This window comes from Corticimicrobacter populi (assembly GCF_003123725.1).
GTDB lineage: Bacteria > Pseudomonadota > Gammaproteobacteria > Burkholderiales > Burkholderiaceae_B > Corticimicrobacter > Corticimicrobacter populi.
Genome location: NZ_QETA01000011.1, coordinates 1 through 21,299 on the forward strand (window position 1 = coordinate 1; position 21,299 = coordinate 21,299).

Annotated in this window: 20 protein-coding genes; 6 read left to right on the forward strand and 14 right to left on the reverse strand. The window is 58.7% G+C overall.

Annotated elements, in window-relative coordinates:
* On the reverse strand, window positions 1–235 hold a 235-nt coding region (locus DD235_RS16445), incomplete at its 3' end, for a transposase (protein WP_146193530.1).
* Between the two features lie 234 nt (window positions 236–469).
* On the opposite strand from DD235_RS16445, the gene DD235_RS16450 reads away from it, so the two are divergent.
* Window positions 470–727, forward strand: coding sequence for a helix-turn-helix domain-containing protein (locus DD235_RS16450; RefSeq protein WP_109063212.1), 258 nt, complete (start codon window positions 470–472; stop codon window positions 725–727).
* On the forward strand, window positions 699–1,469 hold the full coding sequence (locus tag DD235_RS16925; RefSeq protein ID WP_204524272.1) for a hypothetical protein: 771 nt from the start codon (window positions 699–701) through the stop codon (window positions 1,467–1,469). Before DD235_RS16450 ends, DD235_RS16925 begins: the two co-directional genes overlap by 29 nt.
* On the opposite strand, the gene DD235_RS16460 is transcribed toward DD235_RS16925, so the two are convergent.
* The 12 genes from DD235_RS16460 to DD235_RS16515 form a co-directional block, all read right to left on the reverse strand.
* Window positions 1,456–2,802 carry a DNA cytosine methyltransferase gene (locus DD235_RS16460; RefSeq protein WP_109063213.1) on the reverse strand — a complete coding sequence of 449 codons (1,347 nt, stop codon included), beginning with the start codon at window positions 2,800–2,802 and terminating at the stop codon, window positions 1,456–1,458. The two genes, DD235_RS16925 and DD235_RS16460, sit on opposite strands and share 14 nt — an antisense overlap.
* Before the next feature lie 317 nt (window positions 2,803–3,119).
* Window positions 3,120–4,712 (reverse strand): glutamine-hydrolyzing GMP synthase, encoded by a 1,593-nt coding sequence (gene guaA, locus DD235_RS16465; protein ID WP_109063214.1) that lies wholly within the window; start codon window positions 4,710–4,712, stop codon window positions 3,120–3,122.
* 26 nt (window positions 4,713–4,738) lie between these two features.
* Complete coding sequence (gene guaB / locus DD235_RS16470; protein WP_109063215.1) at window positions 4,739–6,199, reverse strand: IMP dehydrogenase; 1,461 nt, start codon at window positions 6,197–6,199, stop codon at window positions 4,739–4,741.
* A gap of 78 nt (window positions 6,200–6,277) precedes the next feature.
* Entirely contained in the window at window positions 6,278–6,655 is a 378-nt protein-coding gene (gene mnhG, locus DD235_RS16475; protein WP_109063216.1) for a monovalent cation/H(+) antiporter subunit G, read from the reverse strand.
* Window positions 6,652–6,927 (reverse strand): K+/H+ antiporter subunit F, encoded by a 276-nt coding sequence (locus DD235_RS16480; RefSeq protein WP_109063217.1) that lies wholly within the window; start codon window positions 6,925–6,927, stop codon window positions 6,652–6,654. Before DD235_RS16480 ends, mnhG begins: the two co-directional genes overlap by 4 nt.
* Entirely contained in the window at window positions 6,924–7,424 is a 501-nt protein-coding gene (locus tag DD235_RS16485) for a Na+/H+ antiporter subunit E (RefSeq protein WP_109063218.1), read from the reverse strand. The genes DD235_RS16480 and DD235_RS16485 overlap by 4 nt, the downstream gene beginning before the upstream one ends.
* A complete protein-coding gene (locus tag DD235_RS16490; protein WP_109063219.1) occupies window positions 7,421–9,085 on the reverse strand; it encodes a monovalent cation/H+ antiporter subunit D in 1,665 nt (554 codons plus the stop codon). The genes DD235_RS16485 and DD235_RS16490 overlap by 4 nt, the downstream gene beginning before the upstream one ends.
* The gene (locus tag DD235_RS16495) at window positions 9,082–9,426 is read right to left on the reverse strand and encodes a Na+/H+ antiporter subunit C (RefSeq protein WP_109063220.1); all 345 of its coding nucleotides are present in this window, start codon (window positions 9,424–9,426) and stop codon (window positions 9,082–9,084) included. The genes DD235_RS16490 and DD235_RS16495 overlap by 4 nt, the downstream gene beginning before the upstream one ends.
* Window positions 9,426–12,332 (reverse strand): monovalent cation/H+ antiporter subunit A, encoded by a 2,907-nt coding sequence (locus DD235_RS16500; protein WP_109063221.1) that lies wholly within the window; start codon window positions 12,330–12,332, stop codon window positions 9,426–9,428. The genes DD235_RS16495 and DD235_RS16500 overlap by 1 nt, the downstream gene beginning before the upstream one ends.
* Before the next feature lie 194 nt (window positions 12,333–12,526).
* Entirely contained in the window at window positions 12,527–16,543 is a 4,017-nt protein-coding gene (gene purL / locus DD235_RS16505) for a phosphoribosylformylglycinamidine synthase (protein ID WP_109063229.1), read from the reverse strand.
* Between the two features lie 95 nt (window positions 16,544–16,638).
* Window positions 16,639–17,190, reverse strand: a complete 552-nt coding sequence (greB, locus tag DD235_RS16510) for a transcription elongation factor GreB (protein WP_109063222.1) — start codon at window positions 17,188–17,190, stop codon at window positions 16,639–16,641.
* A gap of 10 nt (window positions 17,191–17,200) precedes the next feature.
* The gene (locus DD235_RS16515; RefSeq protein WP_109063223.1) at window positions 17,201–17,533 is read right to left on the reverse strand and encodes an MliC family protein; all 333 of its coding nucleotides are present in this window, start codon (window positions 17,531–17,533) and stop codon (window positions 17,201–17,203) included.
* Window positions 17,534–17,635: 102 nt separating this feature from the next.
* Here DD235_RS16515 and DD235_RS16520 point away from each other — a divergent pair, with 102 nt between their 5' ends.
* Both DD235_RS16520 and DD235_RS16525 read left to right on the forward strand, forming a co-directional pair.
* On the forward strand, window positions 17,636–18,085 hold the full coding sequence (locus DD235_RS16520; RefSeq protein ID WP_109063224.1) for a PACE efflux transporter: 450 nt from the start codon (window positions 17,636–17,638) through the stop codon (window positions 18,083–18,085).
* 163 nt (window positions 18,086–18,248) lie between these two features.
* Complete coding sequence (locus tag DD235_RS16525; protein ID WP_109063225.1) at window positions 18,249–18,692, forward strand: DUF2147 domain-containing protein; 444 nt, start codon at window positions 18,249–18,251, stop codon at window positions 18,690–18,692.
* Between the two features lie 94 nt (window positions 18,693–18,786).
* Here the strand turns inward: DD235_RS16525 and DD235_RS16530 are convergent, their stop codons facing one another.
* A complete protein-coding gene (locus DD235_RS16530) occupies window positions 18,787–19,191 on the reverse strand; it encodes a hypothetical protein (protein ID WP_146193531.1) in 405 nt (134 codons plus the stop codon).
* A gap of 204 nt (window positions 19,192–19,395) precedes the next feature.
* Between DD235_RS16530 and DD235_RS16535 the strand changes: the two genes are divergently transcribed.
* Together DD235_RS16535 and DD235_RS16540 are read left to right on the forward strand one after the other, a co-directional pair.
* Window positions 19,396–20,655 (forward strand): MFS transporter, encoded by a 1,260-nt coding sequence (locus tag DD235_RS16535; protein ID WP_239990200.1) that lies wholly within the window; start codon window positions 19,396–19,398, stop codon window positions 20,653–20,655.
* Window positions 20,652–21,164 (forward strand): Rap1a/Tai family immunity protein, encoded by a 513-nt coding sequence (locus DD235_RS16540; RefSeq protein ID WP_109063227.1) that lies wholly within the window; start codon window positions 20,652–20,654, stop codon window positions 21,162–21,164. Before DD235_RS16535 ends, DD235_RS16540 begins: the two co-directional genes overlap by 4 nt.
* The last annotated feature ends 135 nt before the right edge of the window (window positions 21,165–21,299 follow it).

Genomic DNA, 21,299 nt, shown 5'->3' on the forward strand with positions numbered 1-21,299 from the left:
TGACCTCATTCTCCAGCAGTGATTCTGCCAACAACTTCTTCAGCCTGGCATTCTCGACTTCCAGATCCTTTAAACGCTTGGCGTCGGAGACGTTCATGCCGCCGAATTTGTTGCGCCAGAGGTAGTAGCTGGCTTCGGAGAATCCGTGCTGACGGCACAGTTCCTTGATCGGTAGGCCCGCATCAGCCTCACGTAGAAATCCAATGATCTGTTCTTCTGTGAATCGCTTCTTCATGTCCAATCTCCTGCATGGGGTGATTGGACTCCAAATCCTGATGCTACTCAATCTCGGGGTGACGTCGGGGGGATTACCAGCCCTATGGAGAAAATCTTGCTTTACATTTAACGCTGCGCTCTGCGGACAATTGATCCGACAGCACCTCATTACCATGCACTTTGTGACTCATAGTCCGTCGACTAATAATCAACAATCGAGGAAAATACTCACAAATTAAACGTGGATCCCAGCATGAAAACCCCTCTCGTAAAGAGCGTCGCAGCCACAATTCGACAATTTAGAAAAGCCAAGAACATGAGCCAAGATGAGTTGGCACACATTTCAGGCTTGGACAGAACATATATTTCAGGAGTTGAGCGGGGAGTTAGAAATATAACTCTTGAATCATTAGAGCAAATAATAAAATCGCTTGATATACCCAACTCCGTTTTTTTCAAATCTTTAATAGAGGAAGATTGTAGTGATCTACATAATAAACCAGAACGCTAACACAGAGTTTACTACTGGCCAAGGCCATAAGGAGAAAATTGGATTAAGGATTTTTGAAAAAGCTTTGTGTGACACGCACAAAACGATAGAAAAAATGACAAGAGAATTACCTGTTGACATATTTTCAATTTTAGGCATGCGGAATTTATCTGCTTTTATTGGAGAGCTATTTGCCAAGAGTTTGGCCAAAGAGTCTAATGGTCGCTATATCAGCAACCCCCATCAAGATGGTTATCCCGATTTGCTTTTGATGAACGACCGCGGCACTGAACTTTTTGAAGCAATTAAACAAAAAAGAGGATTAAGAGAAAAATCTCCGTTTAGCCCTTTCCCAAACGGTGGGCTTGAAATTAAGGCGACCTGTGGATCAGTCCCAACCCCAATGGAATGTGCAAAAAAAGGCATTGAGAAACCTGATATGGGAGAAACCAGAATTCATTTACTTCGTGGATATGACTGGAAGGCACATCACCGAGAAACAAATAATCTGGTTGGGATATTGTGGGACTTTATCAATGGCACACCAAAAATTGTCGCCGTCTTTTTTGGCACCGATCTTGACGAACAAGACTGGGGAAAGATAGTTCACCCTCGCGAGGGAGGCGGTCGAACCACGAGCGTTTCAATCATGCCAAGACATGGAGTAAAAAAAATGTATTGCAACTGGATAGCCGTGAAGCAAGATCCTGCGTATATTAATTTTTTAAATAACTACAACAAAGGAAATCTTATACCATTGTGAGACAAAGCTCTTGTTGCCCCTCTGCCTTTTGCGACAACCGACTTGTATCTTCATTATGAGCAAGCAGGCGAAGATGTGAGAATATAGCATCAAGCCCTAACGGAGGGACGCTCTCTCCAATCAACTCTCTAATTAGTTTATCGCTTATTTTTTTCCCGTCCTGGCGCTTCCAGTCAAAAGGGTAACCCACTACAGTATGAAGCATCATTGCTTCGTACAAGGATAACACCCTATTTTGCTCTGGATGTAGTTTATTATCACTACAAGCATAAGAAAAATTTCGCGTCAGCGTGCTTGCTGGAGCATCCCAGCTCATCCGTTTATATGCACTTGTATAACCCTTCATTAGTCTATAGGTATCATTCATTCTAACCCAAGGACGAGGCAATAACTCCCCACATCTTTGACACCGGATTGGGGTTTCTCTGCTTGAGCGATTGATACCTTTAGCATCTTTCTTGGCACTGTGAATTTGATTTTTATCAAATCCACAATCGGGGTTAACACATTGATTATCGAAGGCGCTTTTCTCGGGGGGAGTATTACTCACCCAGAAGTACTTCTCTTCATCCAGCAAAGGAACTCGATGATACGGGATTTTTTCGCATGATGCTGTTTCCGGAGATGAAGCATCTAGACTAGGAAGTTCGCCAATAACATCTTTAACAGTTACCCATTTTTTCCCTAAAAAACCGTCTTTGCTGTGAGTCTCACACGGAAACAGAGACCCTTTGTTTTCTATATGTCCCTTCAAATTTTTATTCTTAGTGAAAATTGAAATAAGGCGCTGTCTACTTTGAGGTACACCATAGTTGGCAAATTCAACAACACGGATACTGCTACTGAAATCCGACCCAAGTTCTTCTTTTATTAATTCAATAATATTAATTAGCTCTCTTTCTTTATTGGGGTGCGGTATAACCGTATTTTCCATTTCAGGAACATTTTCCATAATGAGTGTGTGAGCACCACTTTTCTTGAAAATGTTTATTGCTGGTATTACCAGCAAATTCCTTTCATCTACGGAATCCTTTAAGCCTTGACGAATCAGGCTCAGCAACTTCCCTCGACCATTCTTTGACATTCCTTGACATGGTGGCGTTGCAAACACCAAGTCTAGTTCCCTTCCCTCAAGCGCCGCTGAAGTCGCATCAAGAATTTCATTCTCCTTCTCCCATATGTCACCTACTATCATTTTGGTTTCCGGAAAATTATGCTTAAAGACTTCAGCCCTATCGCTAAGGAGCTCATTAGCCACAAGAACATCAAAGCCGGCATGACGTAGGCCTAGGTCTCCTATTCCTCCGCACGCAAATAAACTAATTGCTTTCATAAAATTCAACCCATACAAGTGTGACTTATAGTCTACATATAATTACCATGCATATCAACCCTCAATATCAGTTGATATGCACCGTACTTGCAAGGTGCGACTACCAGCAGAGCACCGGCTCTTATTAAATAGCTGATTCACCCAACCTCTTCTTAGCTTAATCTGTTCGACATCCACTCGCTGTAATCTTTTGCGACGCCCCACAACCAACTCACGGGCGTGTACAGCAGCTACACAGAAAAAGCAAAAACCCGCAATTACGCGGGCTCCAGGGCATTTTCTGCTAGATCATGCCGGGCACAATACCAGACGTAGAATCACTCCCACTCAATAGTAGCAGGCGGCTTGCTACTCACGTCATAAGTCACCCGATTGATCCCGCGCACCTCATTGATGATCCGGCCACTGGTCCGTTTCAGCAATGCATAAGGCAGCTCGGCCCAATCTGCCGTCATGAAGTCACTGGTCTGCACCGCACGCAGCGCCACCACGTAATCATAGGTACGGCCATCGCCCATCACCCCTACCGACTTGACCGGCAGGAAGACCGCAAAGGCCTGCGACGTCAGGTCGTACCAGCTCTTTCCGGTTTCAGGATCGATGGTATTGCGCAGTTCCTCGATGAAGATGGCGTCGGCACGGCGCAGCAGGTCGGCGTATTCCTTCTTGACCTCGCCCAGGATGCGCACACCCAGGCCGGGGCCGGGGAACGGATGACGGTAGACCATCTCGGGCGGCAGGCCGAGGGCCACGCCCAGCTTGCGCACTTCGTCCTTGAACAGTTCGCGCAGGGGTTCCAGCAGCTTGAGGTTGAGTGTATCGGGCAGGCCACCCACGTTGTGGTGCGACTTGATCGCCACGGCCTTGCCGGTCTTGCTGGCGGCCGATTCGATCACGTCGGGGTAGATGGTGCCCTGTGCCAGCCAACGCGCATTACGCAGCTTGCCGGCCTCTTCCTGGAAGACCTCAACAAATTCCTTGCCGATGATTTTGCGCTTGGCTTCGGGATCGCTCACGCCGGCCAACTTGCCCATGAACTGCTCGGTCGCGTCCACGTGGATCACGCGCACGCCCAGATTCTGCACGAAAGTCTGCATCACCTGCTCGGCCTCGTTCAGGCGCAGCAGACCGTGATCAACGAAAACGCAGGTCAACTGGTCGCCGATGGCGCGGTGGATCAGCGCTGCGGCCACCGACGAATCGACGCCGCCGGACAGGCCCAGCAGCACTTCTTCGTCGCCGACCTGCTCACGAATACGGGCAATGGCTGTCTCGACGTAGTCGGGCATGTTCCAGTCGCTGGCGCAACCGCAGATCTCATGCACGAAACGGCTCAGCATGGCCGGCCCCTGTACGGTATGCGTGACCTCAGGGTGGAACTGCACCGCGTAGAAACCGCGTGCTTCGTCGGCCATGCCGGCGATGGGACACGATGGCGTGGAAGCCATCAGCTTGAAGCCTGCAGGCAGCTCGGTAACCTTGTCGCCGTGGCTCATCCAGACCTTGAGCATGCCATGACCATCGGCCGTGGCAAAGTCCTGGATGCCATCCAGCAGCCGGGTGTGGCCGTGGGCGCGTACTTCGGCATAGCCGAACTCGCGGTGATCGGAAAAGCTGACCTTGCCGCCAAAATGCTGCGCCATGGCCTGCATGCCGTAGCAGATGCCCAGTACCGGCAGACCGGCCTCGAACACGATGGGCGGTGCCTTGAGCGCGTGCTCATCGTAGGCCGAGGCATGACTGCCCGACAGGATGATGCCCTTGATGCCGGCAGTGATCTGCTGGCTGATGAAGTCTTCGCTGACATCGCCTGCGTGGATTTCGCAGTAGACGCCCGCTTCTCGCACGCGACGCGCGATCAGTTGCGTGACCTGCGAACCGTAGTCCAGAATGAGAATGCTGTCTTGCATGTCGAATGGTTTCCGTCGGCTTGTAATCAGTCGGCGCGGTAGTTGGGCGCTTCTTTGGTGATCTGCACGTCATGCACGTGCGATTCGCGCACGCCCGCCGCCGTGATCTGGACGAACTCGGCCTGGGTCCGCATCTGTTCGATGCTGGCGCAGCCGCAGTAACCCATGGAGGCACGCACGCCACCCACCAGTTGGAAAATGATGGCCAGCACGCTGCCCTTGTAGGGTACGCGGCCCTCGATGCCCTCGGGCACCAGCTTGTCGGCGTTGTTTGACGGATCCTGGAAGTAGCGATCGGCAGAACCATCGGACATGGCACCGAGGCTGCCCATGCCGCGATACGACTTGTAGGAGCGGCCCTGGAACAGCACGATTTCGCCCGGTGCCTCTTCGGTACCGGCAAACATGCCACCCATCATGACGGTCGATGCACCTGCGGCCAATGCCTTGGCGATGTCGCCCGAAAAACGCACGCCACCATCGGCAATCAGCGGCACGCCCGTGCCTTCGAGGGCTTCGGCCACATCGCTGATGGCGGTGATCTGAGGCACGCCCACACCGGCCACGATACGGGTGGTGCAGATCGAGCCAGGGCCGATCCCGACCTTGACCCCATCGGCACCGGCTTCTGCCAGGGCGCGTGCGGCGGCACCGGTGGCAATGTTGCCGCCGATCACCTGCACATTGGGATAGTTCTGCTTGACCCAGCGCACGCGCTCGATCACGCCGGACGAATGGCCGTGCGCGGTATCCACCACGATCACGTCCACACCGGCAGCCACCAGACGCTCGACGCGCTCTTCGGTGCCGGCACCCACGCCTACGGCTGCGCCGACGCGCAACTGGCCCTTGCTGTCCTTGCAGGCAAAGGGATGGGCAGTGTTCTTGACGATGTCCTTGACGGTGGCCAGGCCACGCAGCTCGAAGCTGTCATTGACGATCAGGACTCGCTCCAGGCGATGCTTGTGCATCAGCGTCTGGGCCTGATCCAGCGTAGCGTCTTCGGTCATGGTGACCAGACGTTCCTGCGGCGTCATGATCTGGCTGAGCGGCAGATCCAGACGGTCCTCGAAGCGCAGATCGCGGTTGGTGACGATGCCGACTACCTTGCCGCCCTGCACCACCGGCAGGCCGGAAATGCCGTGCTGACGCTGCAGTTCGATGGCATCGCGCACCTTCATGTCGGGCGTGACCGTGATCGGGTCGATCACGATACCGAACTCATGACGCTTGACGCGGGATACCTCGTGCGCCTGCTGCTCGGGCGAGAGATTCTTGTGGATAATGCCGATCCCGCCTTCCTGCGCCATGGCGATGGCCAGGCGCGACTCCGTCACGGTATCCATGGCGGCGGACACGAGCGGAATGTTGAGGGTGATGTCGCGGGTCAGGCGGGTGGCGAGAGAAGTGTCGCGGGGCAGGACGTTGGAAAAGGCAGGCACCAGCAACACATCGTCGAATGTGAGTGCTTTTTTGATGAGACGCATGAATGACTCCGGGCGCAAAGCGTGATTATACGCTAATCACCCCGGCCCGGGGCACCACATGGGCCGTTGCCCTGATGCTCAATCTTCCTCTTTGCCAGTCACGGCATTGGCATCATTGGCCCCCGGAATCCGGTCACGCCCGGCCACCCGGTCACGATACAGCGCGGAGCGCACCAGCAGCAGGAAGGTCACTGCCGTGGTCGTCACGGCAAAGAATGTGATCAGCAATTCATGGATCACCGGCCGGGTCTGCGCCACCGAAAAATACAACATCGAGGCCACCAGCACACAGCCAGCCCCCAGCGTGGCACCCATGGTCGGGGCATGCACGCGCTGGTAGAAATTGCGCAGGCGCACCATGCCGAACGAACCGATGCAGGCCAGCAGCGCGCCCGCCAGCACCAGTGCCGCCACGATATAGGCCACCCATTCGGGCACCTGGGCCATCTGGTTCATTCGATTACCTCCCCGCGCAGCAGGAACTTGGCCAGCGCCGTGGTGCCGACGAAGCCCAGTCCGGCCACGATCAGTGCCGCCTCGAAATAGACGACGGTACCGTGCAGCATGCCGAAGGTCAGCAGCAACAGCATGCCGTTGATATAGAGCGCATCGGTCGCCAGTACCCGGTCAGGCGCACTCGGCCCCTTGACCAGCCGGTATACGGAAAACAGCACACCCAGCGCCAGCAGGCACTGAGCGGCCACCAGTGCGTAATAGAGCACGATCATGACTCGAATATCTCCCTGAGCAGCGACTCATAGCGGCCCTTGATGCTGTCCAGCCAGACGGACTCGTCCTGCAGGTCAAGCACGTGGATCAGCAGGCGACTGTTCTCCTGGTCGTACTCGACCCATACGGTGCCGGGCGTCGAGGTGATGATGCACGACAGCACCGCCAGGCCATAGGGGTCCTTGAGTTCCAGCGGGATATACATGAAACCGGAATGGCTGGCTCGTTCCTTGCCACCCAGCACAATGCGGGCCACGGCGATATTGGACTTCACGATATCGATCAGCACGCGGAAAAAGAGCCGTACGATGACCCAGGGGCGACGCACCCGGGCACGATCGGGAATCAGCGACTGCATGATCCATGGCAGGAACAGCCCCAGCGCAGCGCCCAGCAGGATATGCGCGAAGGCCACGGTCTGGTTCATGAGCAGCCACATCGCCAGCAGGAACAGCGACATCAGCGGCATGGGCACCCAGCGTCGGGCAATCGTCATGGCTGCCCTCCTTCGCTGCGCACCACCAGCGGTGCTGTCTGGACGGCCTGGATATACTCCTGCGGCGCATACAGCGAACGGGCCGCATCATCCATATAGCGCATCACGGGGCCGGAATAGAATGTCAGCACGATGCAGACGGCCAGCAGCCCGCCCACCGGCGCCGCTTCCATCAGGCGCAGGCGCGGCACCACCCGTCCCTGCGGGGCCCAGAAGATCCGGATACCGGAACGCGTCATGCTGATCACCACAAACAGGCCGGACGCGATCAGCAATCCCAGCATGATCCATTGTGCCGTGCCACCGGTTGCCAGGGCCTGGCTGTTTTCCTGCAGCCCCAGCGGATTGAGCACGGCCGACAACAGCGCAAACTTGGCGATGAAACCAGACAGCGGCGGCAGGCCCGCCATCAGCAGCGCGCAGAATACAAAGCTCAACCCGAGAAAAGCCATCGCCGCGGGAATCGCCACACCGACCACCTCGACTTCCGGGCCATCTACCGGATCGGGGTTGGCGGCACCGAATGCCTCGAGCGTCAGCGCCAGCATGGCAGCGGCTGGCGTACGACCGCGTTCGACCAGTTCGATCAGCATGAAGAAGGCCGCCACCGACAGCGTGGACACCACCAGATAGAACAGCGCCGCACCGGTCACCTGCCCTTCCGCAAAGCCGACGGCAGCGAGCAGGGTGCCCGACGACACCAGCACCGAAAAGCCGGCCATCCGTGCCAGATCCTGGGACGAGAGAATGCCGATGGCCCCGAAGACGATCGTGGCCATGCCGCCATAGAGCAGCCAGTCGGCACCGAACAGCATCGACTCGCCCGCCTCGGGGCCGAACAGCAGCGTCCAGACGCGCAGGATGGAATACACCCCGACCTTGGTCATGATGACGAACATGGCAGCCACGGGCGGGCATGCCGCTGCATAGGCCGACGGCAACCAGAAATTGAGTGGCCAGACAGCTGCCTTGACCAGGAAGGCCACGCCCAGGACGGCGGCCCCCGCTTCGAACAGCATGCGCTCCTGGCTGGCCAGGCTGCCGACGCCGGCGGCCATGTCTGCCATGCTGAGCGTGCCGGTGACGCTGTACATCAGGCTGACACCGATCAGGAACAGCGAAGAGGCCGCCAGGTTGACCGTGATGTAATGCAACCCGGCGCGAATGCGCATACTGCCCGAACCATGCAGGATCAGTCCGTACGATGCGGCCAGCAGCAGCTCGAAAAACACGAACAGATTGAACAGGTCGCCGGTCAGGAAGGCACCATTGAGCCCCATCAACAGGAATTGCAACATGGGGTGAAAATGGGCTCCGGCCCGGTCCCAGCGCGCAACCGAATACACCAGCACGGCCAACCCCAGGGCGCTGCTGAGCAGCACCATGACCAGCGACAGGCGATCCACCGCCAGCACGATCCCCAGCCAGGAGGGCCAGTTGCCCAGCAGATACACGGCCACGGCCGTGCCGTCCTGGCCGAAATGTCCCTGGTCGAGCTGTTGCAACAGATACCAGGTCAGTGCCAGCAACCCCAGAATGGAGGCCAGATTGATGCCGATCTTGACCCGACGCCAGCGCTCGCCCATGAGCAGCATGATCGATGCGGCCACCAGCGGCAGCACGATCGGCGCGATCAGCAAATGATGCAGCATGGGCGTCATACGTCGGACTCCTTGCCATCGACGTGATCCGTGCCGGTCAGGCCCCGCGAGGCCAGCAGCACGACCAGGTACAGCGCCGTCATCGCGAAACCGATCACGATGGCCGTGAGCACCAGTGCCTGTGGCAGCGGATCGGCCATCTGGGCAGGGTCCGGCACAATGCCGGCCTCAATGACAGGCACCTTGTCGACAGACAGACGCCCCATGCTGAAAATGAACAGGTTGACCGCGTACGAGATCAGCGACAGCCCCACGATCACCTGGAATGTGCGGGGCCGCAACAGCAGCCACACTCCGGAGCCAGCCAATACGCCGATAGCCAATGCAATGACGATTTCCATCAGTTCCCCCTGCCCGTCTTGAAGGCCGGCGCAACACGATGGCCGCGTACCGACTGGTGTGCCAGCGCGATCAGGATCAGCGTCGTGGCACCCACCACCAGCAGGAATACGCCCAGGTCAAACAGGAACGCGCTGGGCAGTGGCACCTCACCCAGCAAGGGCAGGACCGGATGCGGCGAACTCGATGTCAGGAACGGATGACCGAACCACCATGCCCCCAGGCCGGTGAAGCCTGCCAGCAGCAGGCCCGATCCGATCCAGGCCTGCGGATGCAGGTTCATGCGTTTTTCGACCCAGGCCGTACCACCCGCCATGTATTGCAGAATGATGGCGACCGACATGATCAGGCCCGCCACGAAACCGCCACCCGGCAGGTTATGTCCACGCATGAAGAAGTAGATGGCCAGCATGGCGATGATCGGGAACATCATGCGCATGATGATGGCCGGCACCATGAGATAGCCGGTCGCCTTGTCCACGGCCTCGGGCTGTGGCCAGTCGGCCGCAAACACCCGCTGCCTGCGCTGCTGCTCGGGTACGTCGATGCTCTCGGGGGCGGGCCGGAAACGACGCAGCAAGGCGTAGATGGTCAGGGCCACCACACCCAGTACGGTAATCTCGCCAAAGGTATCGAACCCGCGGAAATCCACCAGGATCACATTGACCACGTTGGTACCACCGCCTTCCGACAGCGCCTTCTCGACGAAGAAACGCGACATGGTCTCGGGCAAGGGACGGCTCAGGATTGCATAGGCCAGCGCACTCATGCCCAGGCCGGCGGCAATCGCGATCGCCAGATCGCGCACGCGACGCCCCTGTGCCGCCACACCCGTATCGCTGCGACGCCGCAGCGCCTCAAGCCGCCGGGGCAGCCAGCGCAATCCGAGCAGGATCAGTACGACGGTCACGACCTCGACCGTCAATTGCGTGAGTGCCAGATCGGGTGCAGAGAACCAGATGAAGGTCAGGCAGGTCATCAGGCCGGCCCCACCCATCAGGATCAGTGCTGCCAGGCGATGATACTTGGCCTGGTAGGCTGCTCCGATGGCGCAGACCGCTCCGCCCACCCACAGCAGGGCAAATACAGGATCGATGGGCGAATGGCGCACCTCGCCAAACGTGACCCGCCCCAGCCACAGTGGCACGGCCGCAGCCGCCAACGCAGCCAGCACCAGCAGCGTGAGCTGAGGTTGCAGACGGCGTGAACCGAGCAGATCCTCGACCGAGTTGGCAAGACGCGACAACCCCGTCATCGCCGATTCGAAAATGCGCTTGCCATCCAGGCCACGCAGCAATGGAGGTCCCTTGCCGCTGTCGAGCTGCAGATAGCGCTGCATCAGCAGATAGACGGCAATCCCGCCCGCCAGTGCAAAGATACTCATCATCAGCGGCATGTTGAAGCCATGCCAGAGCGAGAGTGTGTACTTCGGGGTTTCACTGCCCAGCACGCCGATCACGGCCGTGTGCAGGATGCCGCCCACCGACAGCGCCGGAATGATCCCGACCACCAGGCACAGCAGCACCAGCAATTCGACCGGGAAACGCATCCAGCGCGGCGGCTCATGCGGCTGGCGCGGCAGGTCGGTCGCCAGCGGCCCGAAGAACACGCCATGGATGAAGCGCAGCGAATACGCCACGCTGAACATGCTGGCGATCGTGGCGCACAGCGGCAGCACGAAATCCTTCATGGGGCCGACATGGCCGACCACCACGGTTTCGGCAAAAAACATTTCCTTGGAAATAAAGCCGTTGAGCAATGGCACCCCTGCCATCGCGGCGCTTGCCACCATCGCCAGCGTAGCGGTATAGGGCATTGCATGCCGCAGGCCGCTCAGGCGACGGATATCGCGTGTGCCGGTCTCGTGATCGATGATGCCGGCCGCCATGAACAGCGATGCCTTGAAGGTGGCATGGTTCATGATGTGGAAGATCGCCGCCACCGCTGCCAGCGTACTGTTCATGCCCAGCAGCAGCGTGATCAGGCCCAGATGGCTGATCGTGGAATAGGCCAGCAGGCCCTTGAGATCCTGCTGGAAAATGGCCGCATAGGCTCCCAGCAGCAATGTTGCCAGCCCAGCCACGCTGACGATCCAGAACCACTCATCGGTTCCGGCCAGCACCGGCCAGAAACGGGCCAGCAGGAACACACCCGCCTTGACCATGGTAGCCGAGTGCAGATAGGCCGACACCGGCGTGGGTGCCGCCATGGCATGTGGTAGCCAGAACTGGAACGGCACCTGGGCACTCTTGGTCAGTGCGCCCAGCAGGATCAGGATCAGTGCCGGGGTATAGAGCGCATGTTCGCGGATCGCCGCACCACGCGACAGCACCACATCAAGATCATAGCTACCCGCCATGTGCCCCAGGATCAGCAGACCGCCGAACAGGCACAGCCCGCCCGTGGCAGTGACCGTGAGTGCCATGCGCGCGCCGCGCCGCGCATTGGGATTGTGATGCCAGTAACCGATCAGAAGGAAAGACACCAGGCTGGTCAGTTCCCAGAACAGCGCAATCTGGATCAGGTTGCCGGACAGCACCAGACCCAGCATGGCCCCCATGAAGGCCAGGAAGAAAGAGAAAAACCGGGGAACGGGATCTTCCGGCGACATGTAGTAGCGTGCATAGACCACCACCAACAGTCCGATACCCGTGATCAGCAGCGAGAACAGCCAGGCAAAGCCGTCCATCCGCAAGATGAAGTTCATGCCACGCTCGGGCAGCCACGCGTACTCCTGCCGCAAGACACCGCCGTCGGTGACGTCGGGATAGGCCAGGATAGTCAGTATCAGCGCGGCGAGCGAGATCAGCCCTGCCAGCCAGGCCTCGACATTACGGGCATTGGCGGGAAACAGGGCAGCGATCAAACTACCGATAAATGGGAGGACGATAAGAGAAATTAGCAGCATGTTAGTGGAACATTTTCGCACAACATCATGCCAAACGAACCGCTGCCGACGAATTTTTTTTATCTTTTTTTTACGCCCGATCTGGTGCGGCGCAACATCGGATAAATGAGGCACCCGCTCCCCTGCGCAGTCACCTCATCACACCACTACGACCAGCACATATCCTGCGCCGGTCGTAGTGGGTGAGCCCTATATCAGCCCAGTGCCACCCGCGCATTGCGGAACATGCGCAGCCAGGGACTGGCATCGCCGCCGGCATCGGCCTGTCCCCAGCGCGCCGGTGCCCACGACATCTGCACGTTGCGCGTGACCCGTTCGGGGTGAGGCATCATGATGGTGAAGCGGCCATCGGCCGTCGTCACACCTGCCAGACCTGCCGGACTGCCATTGGGGTTGAAAGGATAGGCCTCGGTGGCCAGTCCCTGGTTGTCGATATAACGCGCCACGGCAAGCACGGCATTCGCATCGCCCTGCTGTGAGAAATCGGCAAAACCCTCGCCATGTGCCACGGCAATTGGAGCCCGCATGCCAGCCATGCCATTCAGGAACAGCGACGGCGATGCCTGCACTTCCACCATCGACAGGCGTGCCTCGTATTTCTCGGACTGATTGCGGGTAAAGCGTGGCCAGTGCGTAGCCCCCGGAATCATCGGAGCCAGCGCTGCCATCATCTGGCAACCATTGCAGACACCCAGTGCAAAGGTATCCTGGCGGCCGAAATAGGCCTCGAACTGCGCGGCAAGCTGCTCATTGAAACGAATGGTGCGTGCCCAGCCCTCGCCTGCACCCAGCACATCGCCATAACTGAACCCGCCCACGGCCACCAGCCCCTGGAACTGTTCCAGCGACACACGGCCCTGCAGCAGATCGGTCATGTGCACGTCCCAGGCCTCGAAACCGGCCTTGTCGAAGGACCAGGCCATCTCGACATGGCTGTTGCAGCCCTGCTCGCGCAGGATCGCCACCCTGGGCCGCTGACCGGTCGAAATGAACGGCGCAGCGATATCCTGCTGGGGATCGAACTCGACGCGCGGCGTAAAGCCGGGATCATCCTGCTTCTGCCAGACATCCCACTCGGCCTCGGCGCAGGCGGGATTGTCGCGGCGCTGCATGATGCGATAGCTGACTTCGCTCCAGATGCGACCCAGTTCGGCACGCGGACGGCCCCATACCTTGCGTCCGTCGCGATAAAACTCGACCTCGTCATGACCATTGAGGCCACCGATGGCATGCGAGCAGACCGACAGCCCGGCACCGCGCAGCACCTGCAGCACGCTGTCGCGCTCGGCAGCCGGCACCTGGATCACGACGCCGGCCTCTTCGGTAAACAAGGCCTTGAGCGTATGTTCGTCACGCTGTACAGCGACCTGTTCGGGACGGATCTTGTAATCCCCCCAATCCGCCGTATCCGGATCGATGGTCAGCATGTCGAGGTTGATCGAGACACCAGTATGGCCGGCAAAGGCCATTTCGCAGACCGTGGCAAACAGACCGCCATCGGAACGGTCATGGTAGGCCAGGATCACACCATCATCGGCCAGCGTGCGAATGGCTGCGAAGAGCGCCCGGACATCCTCGGGATGATCGATGTCCGGCACGGTTTCGCCGACCTGGTCAAAGGCCTGCGCCAGGATAGACGCCCCCATCCGGTGCTTGCCATGCCCCAGGTCAACCAGGATCAGCGCCGTCGGCCCCACATCGGTACGCAACTGCGGCGTCAGCGTCTTGCGGACATCCGCCACGGGCGCAAATGCCGTGACGATCAGCGAAACAGGCGCAATCACCTGGCGCTGTTCGCCATCCTGCTGCCAGACCGTACGCATCGACAACGAATCCTTGCCCACCGGAATCGACAGACCGAGCTGCTGGCACAGGTCACTGACCGCCGACACGGTATCGTACAGCGCGGCATCCTGGCCCGGCACGCCGCAGGCGGCCATCCAGTTGGCCGACAGTTTGATGTCTTCCATGCGCCCCACCGGCGCGGCGATCAGGTTGGTCAGCGACTCGACCACGGCCATGCGGCCCGAGGCCGGTGCGTCCAGCATGGCCACCGGCGTACGCTCGCCCATCGCCATGGCCTCGCCACGCACGCCTTCGAAATCAGCCAGCGTGACCGCGCAATCAGCCACCGGCACCTGCCACGGACCAACCATCTGGTCGCGACTGTTAAGGCCACCCACCGTGCGATCACCGATCGTGATCAGGAAGGTCTTGTTGGCAACCGTGGGGTGACGCAGCACGCGCTCGGCTGCATCATCCAGCGTAATGTCTACCAGATCCAGGGGTGCCGCCACACCCGGCAGACGCTGTACGTCGCGTGTCATGCGCGGCGGCTTGCCCAGAATCACATCGATCGGCACATCCACCGGCAGCGGCTGCCCTGGCTGCGTCTCGCCGATGCCATATTCGACGCGCAACTGACGCGCCTCGGTCGCCGTCCCGACCACCGCGAACGGACAGCGCTCACGTTCGGCAATCGCCCGAAAGCGCGGCAGGTCATCGGGATGAATCGCCAGCACATAACGCTCCTGGGACTCATTGCTCCAGATCTCGGCCGGCGACAGCCCGGTTTCTTCCAGGTGTACCTGGGCCAGATCAAAGATGGCACCGCGCCCGGCATCGTTGACCAGTTCAGGGAAGGCGTTGGACAAGCCACCCGCCCCGACATCGTGGATGGCGATCACGGGGTTGTTCTCGCCCTGCTGCCAGCAGGCATCGATCACTTCCTGCGCACGTCGCTGGATCTCGGGATTGCCGCGCTGCACCGAATCGAAATCCAGCTGCGCCGTATTGCTGCCCACGCTCATGCTGGACGCTGCTCCGCCCCCCATGCCGATGCGCAGGCCAGGGCCGCCGAGCTGGATCAGCAGGCTACCAGGCGGCAGTATGTCCTTGTGGGTCTGCCCACCATCGATGCTGCCCAGACCACCAGCGATCATGATGGGCTTGTGGTAACCCCAGCGCACACCACCTGCGGTCTGTTCGAAAGTACGGAAATAACCCAGCAGATTGGTACGACCGAATTCATTGTTGAACGCCGCGCCGCCCAGCGGGCCATCGATCATGATCGACAGCGGCGAAGCGATGCGGTCGGGAAGGCCGTAAGGATTTTCTTCCCAGGGCTGGATGGCGTCGTCAAAGCGCAGGTTCGAGACCGTGAAGCCGGTCAGCCCTGCCTTGGGCTTGGACCCCTTGCCGGTCGCCCCTTCATCGCGGATCTCGCCGCCCGCACCCGTGGCAGCGCCAGGAAATGGGGCAATCGCGGTCGGGTGATTGTGCGTTTCGACCTTCATCAGTGTATGCACCGTAGCCGGACGAGCCCCGTACACAGCCGAGCCGGCCTCACCGCGCTGCGGATGGAAACGCACGGCCCCCCCCCCCTCCATGATGGCGGCATTGTCCGAATAGGCCACGACCGTACCCAGTGGCTGTGCCTTGTGGGTCGCACGAATCATGCCGAACAGCGTATTGGACTGTGCCTGCCCATCGATCACCCATTCGGCATTGAAAATCTTGTGGCGGCAGTGCTCGCTGTTGGCCTGCGCGAACATCATCAGTTCGACATCGGTAGGATCACGGCCCAGCGTATTGAAGGATTCTGCCAGATAATCGATTTCGTCCTCGGACAGAGCCAGGCCCAGATCGACATTGGCACGTTCCAGTGCCTGGCGACCTTCCGCCAGCAGCGCCACCGTCTGCAGTGGCTTGCCTTCGAGCGACACGAACAGCGATTCGGTGGCAAAAGCGGCATCGACGACGGTTTCGGTCATGCGGTCATGCAGACAGGCAGCCGCCTGCGTCAGCATGTCCGCATCCAGCGACTTGCTGCCCAGCAGCCCCTTGGCCGGTGTCAGCAGATAGCGGATGCCGCGTTCGATGCGGCGCACCTGCGACAGGCCGCAATTGTGGGCGATATCCGACGCCTTGCTGGCCCACGGAGAAATCGTGCCCAGCCGGGGCAAAACCCGCAGGGTGAGATCATGCTTGCCGGTCGAGGCCGGATCAAGCACGGCGCGGCCATCATCGAGCAGCGCGCGCAGACGGGCCTGCCCGGCCTCATCGAGCGCTGCATCCAGCAACACGTAGTATTCATGCCAGCCCTGGACATCGGCCACAGGCAGCCTGGCAGCCTGAAGCTGAGCGAGAAGTCGGGATTGGCGGAAGGAAGACAGGGCTGGGGAGCCGTAGAAATGCAGGGTATTGGACACGGTCGGCGGGCGCGAGAAAGGAGAGGAAAACGGCCGTTGGTCGGCAAAGCTGAATTCTACCCCGGATATGAACGGCACCCCAAGGCCTGCCCGCCTCAGTCCGGATAGTGGACTTCCAGTATCTCGAGTTCCTCAATCCCTGCCGGTGTCCGCAAGGTCACGGTCTCTCCTTCGCGCGCCTTGGTCAGTGCCCGCGCGACCGGCGACACCCAACTGATACGCCCCTGCAGTGGTTCGGCCTCGTCGATGCCGACAATGGTAACAGTATGTTCATCGCCCGCCCGATCCATATAGACGACCGTAGCCCCGAAAAAAACCTGGTCGCGATTGGGCTGCAGCGCAGGATCGACCACCTCGGCGATTTCCAGACGCTTGGTCAGAAAACGCAGCCTGCGATCGATCTCCCGCAAGCGTTTCTTGCCGTACAGGTAATCGCCATTTTCAGAGCGGTCGCCATTGGAGGCGGCCCAGGACACGATCTGCACGACCGAGGGACGCTCCACATTCATGAGCTGCGTCCACTCATCGCGCAGCCGGGTATGCCCGGCCGGCGTCATGTAGTTGCGCGTGCCCTTGGGCAGTGCCGGCAAGGCCGGCACATCATCGTCATCCTCGCCATCGGATTCTTTGACAAACGCCTTGTTCATGTTTCCTGCTTCACTCCGCGCGACAGTTCAACGGCACCATCCTGCCCACGCCCCAGGTAGCTTCATTTCCCTTGCCACGCAATTCATGGATACCAGAGGAATACCAATAGCCGGAGGCAGCCGGCCGCTGCGGCAGTACAAACACAGAACCATCGGCCAGCGTAACCCAGGCCTTCTCATCGCGGAAGGTGACATCCAGCGTAGTGCCACCCTCGCAGACAAACTTGGCCCGCAATGCCTGCTCGCCCTCGCCCGCCGGCTTTTGCGCCGGGGCGGCACAACCTGCCAGCGCCGTGGCGGCCAGCACTGCAGCAATCGGGTACAGATGCAGCTTTTTAGCCATTTTCTTCTCCTTGCAGTTGGGGAACCTCTGAATACCAGCAGGCAGTATCGACACCACAGAATCAGGGACACTATAAATCAAAAGCCCTACAATGGCGCCACTATGCGCAGTGTTTCCGACCGTATCCGCCACGCCCTGCTCTTCGAGATCCTGGGCATCTGCCTGCTTCTGCCACTTGGCACCGCCTTCCTGGGTCTGGACACCCACGAGATGGGCGTCATCGGCGTCGGCAGCGCCATCATTGCCACGCTGTGGAACTACGTCTACAACCTCATGTTCGATCGCATCAAGCTGCGCATGACCGGCACGGCTGTCAAGACGACCGTCTCGGTGCGCGTACTGCATGCCCTGCTGTTCGAAGGCGGCCTCATCATCCTGATCCTGCCGCCCATGGCACTCTATCTGGGTATCAGCCTGTATGAGGCCTTGCTGCTGGATGCCGCCATCGTGGTGTTCTACCTGGTCTATGCCTTTATCTACAACTGGATCTACGACCGGGTCTTCCCGATCCCTCCTCTGCCCGAGGAAGCGACGGTGCAGCACCAGGGCTGATCGGCCTTCATTTTCCAAAGCCAGAACCACCCGCTCTCGATTCGGGAGGGTTTAACCTCATTTACGCCTCTTGCCGGATATGCTCCAGTAAGCGGCAAGGCCATCCACGGCATTCCCCTGCCGAATATATATACAGAACCGGCCCTTGTCAGGAGGAGACACGATGCGCTGCAAATCCATACGTGCTGGTCTGACTGTCCTGCTGCTCGCCTGCTTTCCCACAGCCTACGGTGCCTCGCCCGATGGGCGCTGGCAGACCATCGATGACGAAACCGGCCAGCCCAAATCCATCATCACGCTGACCCAGGCCAGCGACGGCTCGCTGAGCGGCCGCGTAACCGAGATCCTGCAATCCGACAAAGGCCCCAATCCTCGTTGCGAGAAATGCGAGGGAGAACGGCACAACCAGCCAATTGTCGGCATGACCGTTCTCTGGGATCTCAGGCCCGAGGGAGACAACGCCTGGAATGCCGGCACCATCCTCGACCCGAGCAAGGGCAAGACCTACCGTGCCAAGGCAAAACTGGCCGAGGACGGGCAAACCCTTGAAGTGTCAGGCTGCATTGTCTTCATCTGCCGGTCGCAGACGTGGCTGAGGGAACCCTGAGCACCATCCAGACTGCCAAGCCTTGGCAAGGTGTAGCAAATTTGACCGTCCTGTTTCTGCAAGACAAGCGGTGAACAGGCCGTTCTTTACATGCCTAGGGGGTGACAACCTCTTGCGACTTCTCGGGCGTGGCCTTTTCCGGCACATCCAGGATTGGCTGACGATCCGTTTCGCAACCTTTATCCAGTGCCAGAATAGCCAGATGATTATAGCGCTGGCGATATGCATCCACTTCCACCTGCTCTGCCTGACTGAAGTCCATGAAGAACAGCGGAATAAGAAAAAATGCGCCACTCACACCCAATGCTGTATTTTTACCGGCCTTGGCAGTTTGCGGCATCAGGCGTTGAACCTCGGATTCGATAAACGCCATTTCATGCTCAAGCGCCTGGCAACTCTTGGCATCATCCCCATATTGCTGAACTGTTACTGGATTTGCATTCCGTCCTGCACAGCCGGCCAGCAGACCCAGCGCCACGACAAGCATTAATTTCTTCATGATTTCTCCAAACCAAACAGATCGAATTGTAACTGATAGTGTTGATTTTTATAAAATCACGCCAAATTATTTAATGCCAGCACAGGCTCAAGCTTCTCTTGTCGGTCTGACCTGAGCACTTCGAACTGTCACCAGAACAACACGTGGCAGGCATATGCCGCGCATGCTCTAATAGCGCAAAAAAATATTTCTCAGAGATTTGTCGTGCCGTTCCTGCATACGCTGGTTTTGCTGCTGGGCCCCCTGCTTGGCCTGTTTACCATCACCCTGGGCAATGGCTTCATTTCCTCTCTGACCTCCCTGCGACTCGATGCTGCAGGCGTCCCTGACACCATGATAGGCTTGGTGTCATCATCGTATTTTGTCGGCCTCACCCTGGGGGCCATGTTTAGCGACCGCCTGATCGCCCGCATCGGCCACATCCGTGCCTACAGCAGCTTCGCCTCGCTAACGGCGGTGACCTTCTTGCTACAGGGCATGTTTTCCGATCCCTGGGCCTGGCTGGTCTTCCGGCTCCTCAATGGCTGGGCCATCATCGGCATCTATCTGGTCGTGGAAAGCTGGTTGCTGCTCACGGGCGACAAGATCACCCGAGGGCGGCTGCTGGCCGTCTACATGATCGCACTGTACGGCTCCGGAATGCTGGGTCAACTCGGGCTGGGAGCCCTCAATGCCTGGGGCGAAACCGCTCCCTTCATCGTGGCCGGCATGTTGAGTTCGCTCTCGGTCCTGCCCATGGTGATCCTGCCGCGTGCCTTGCCCGAGACTGGCAACATCGAACCGCTGATGCCCCGGCATCTGCTGCGTATGACACCCGCCGGCGTAATCGGCTGTTTTGGCTCGGGCATCACGATCGCTGCCGTCTATTCTTTGCTGCCCGTCTACCTGCAACGTGTCGGCATGGATATCGAACAGGTCGGCCACCTGATGGCCTGCGTTATTTTTGGTGCCATGGTGCTGCAATACCCGGTCGGCCGCTGGTCGGACAAACGGGACCGCCAGATGGTCCTGCTCGTGCTCAGTGCACTGTGCGCCATCCTGTCAGTCCTGATTCTGCTGCTGCCGGATCGCCAGACACTGCTGGCCGTGCTGCTCTTCCTGCTCGGTGGCGGGGTATTCGCAGTCTATCCTGTCGCCGTCAGCCACTCGGCCGATCGTGCCGTCGCCGGAGAACTGGTCGGTGTGATCCAGGGGTTGTTGCTGATCAACTCCATCGGCTCCGTCATCAGCCCGCTGATCATCTCGCCCGTCATGAAACATTGGGGAGAAGCCGGCTTTTTCTGGGCATTCGCATTGGTCAACGTATTCATGGCGATGCTCTTTCTCTGGAGACGCAAGGCCCACCCGTCTCCGACATCCGTGGCCCCTTTCGAGGCGGCGGCACAGATGTCTCCTGCCGGCGCAGAGATACGAGTAACAGAGGAGTTGGTGCAAGCTGCCGAGGAGCGCGAGCAACGGGAATGATGGTTGAGGCGCTGGATTTGGAATTCAAGCAATCGCGCGCTCAACGGTATTCGCTTCGCGGTGTTCGCCATCATTTTGCTGCAGGCTTCGATACAATCAGCACCATGAAACCCACTCGCATTCTGCTCCTCACCCTGTCAGCCTTGATATCCACTGCCCTGATAAATACTTCCTCAGCACAAGTCCTGGCCAATCAAAAGACGAGCACCTATCGACCCATTACTGGCCAAGAATTGCTGGATGGCATCATGAAAGGTGGCCTGGCAGACTGGATAGAAGATGAAGGCCAACGGACAGCCCTCTCGACATCCATCGCCATGGGGTACATACAAGGATCAATAGACAGCATCCGCGGAAAACACGCATGCCTGAATGATGGCATTCTTCTGGACAACCTGTATCCTCGCGTACTTGAATACCTGTCTGCATTACCTCGCCAGAAACTGACCGAGAATGCAGCGATGCTTGTCATGGAAGCCATGGTGCAACACTATCCTTGCAGGCCGTAAGCAGTCTGCCCCCAACTACTCCAACGCCTTCCGAATCTTCTCCGTAGAAACCGGAAACTCATAGAAGCGTTTGCCGATGGCATGAGCTATCGCATTGCTGGTGGCCGCCACGATGGGAATCATGCCCAGTTCGGC

Bases quoted from the DNA above. Each gene is read 5' to 3' on its own strand.
- DD235_RS16500 (WP_109063221.1), bottom strand. From the start codon at position 12,332: ATGCTGCTAATTTCTCTTATCGTCCTCCCATTTATCGGTAGTTTGATC.
- greB (WP_109063222.1), bottom strand. From the start codon at position 17,190: ATGAACAAGGCGTTTGTCAAAGAATCCGATGGCGAGGATGACGATGAT.
- DD235_RS16460 (WP_109063213.1), bottom strand. From the start codon at position 2,802: ATGAAAGCAATTAGTTTATTTGCGTGCGGAGGAATAGGAGACCTAGGC.
- DD235_RS16520 (WP_109063224.1), top strand. From the start codon at position 17,636: ATGCGCAGTGTTTCCGACCGTATCCGCCACGCCCTGCTCTTCGAGATC.
- DD235_RS16515 (WP_109063223.1), bottom strand. From the start codon at position 17,533: ATGGCTAAAAAGCTGCATCTGTACCCGATTGCTGCAGTGCTGGCCGCC.
- DD235_RS16450 (WP_109063212.1), top strand. From the start codon at position 470: ATGAAAACCCCTCTCGTAAAGAGCGTCGCAGCCACAATTCGACAATTT.
- DD235_RS16540 (WP_109063227.1), top strand. From the start codon at position 20,652: ATGATGGTTGAGGCGCTGGATTTGGAATTCAAGCAATCGCGCGCTCAA.
- DD235_RS16495 (WP_109063220.1), bottom strand. From the start codon at position 9,426: ATGGAAATCGTCATTGCATTGGCTATCGGCGTATTGGCTGGCTCCGGA.
- guaA (WP_109063214.1), bottom strand. From the start codon at position 4,712: ATGCAAGACAGCATTCTCATTCTGGACTACGGTTCGCAGGTCACGCAA.
- DD235_RS16490 (WP_109063219.1), bottom strand. From the start codon at position 9,085: ATGACGCCCATGCTGCATCATTTGCTGATCGCGCCGATCGTGCTGCCG.
- DD235_RS16485 (WP_109063218.1), bottom strand. From the start codon at position 7,424: ATGACGATTGCCCGACGCTGGGTGCCCATGCCGCTGATGTCGCTGTTC.
- DD235_RS16525 (WP_109063225.1), top strand. From the start codon at position 18,249: ATGCGCTGCAAATCCATACGTGCTGGTCTGACTGTCCTGCTGCTCGCC.
- DD235_RS16480 (WP_109063217.1), bottom strand. From the start codon at position 6,927: ATGATCGTGCTCTATTACGCACTGGTGGCCGCTCAGTGCCTGCTGGCG.
- DD235_RS16530 (WP_146193531.1), bottom strand. From the start codon at position 19,191: ATGAAGAAATTAATGCTTGTCGTGGCGCTGGGTCTGCTGGCCGGCTGT.
- mnhG (WP_109063216.1), bottom strand. From the start codon at position 6,655: ATGAACCAGATGGCCCAGGTGCCCGAATGGGTGGCCTATATCGTGGCG.
- guaB (WP_109063215.1), bottom strand. From the start codon at position 6,199: ATGCGTCTCATCAAAAAAGCACTCACATTCGACGATGTGTTGCTGGTG.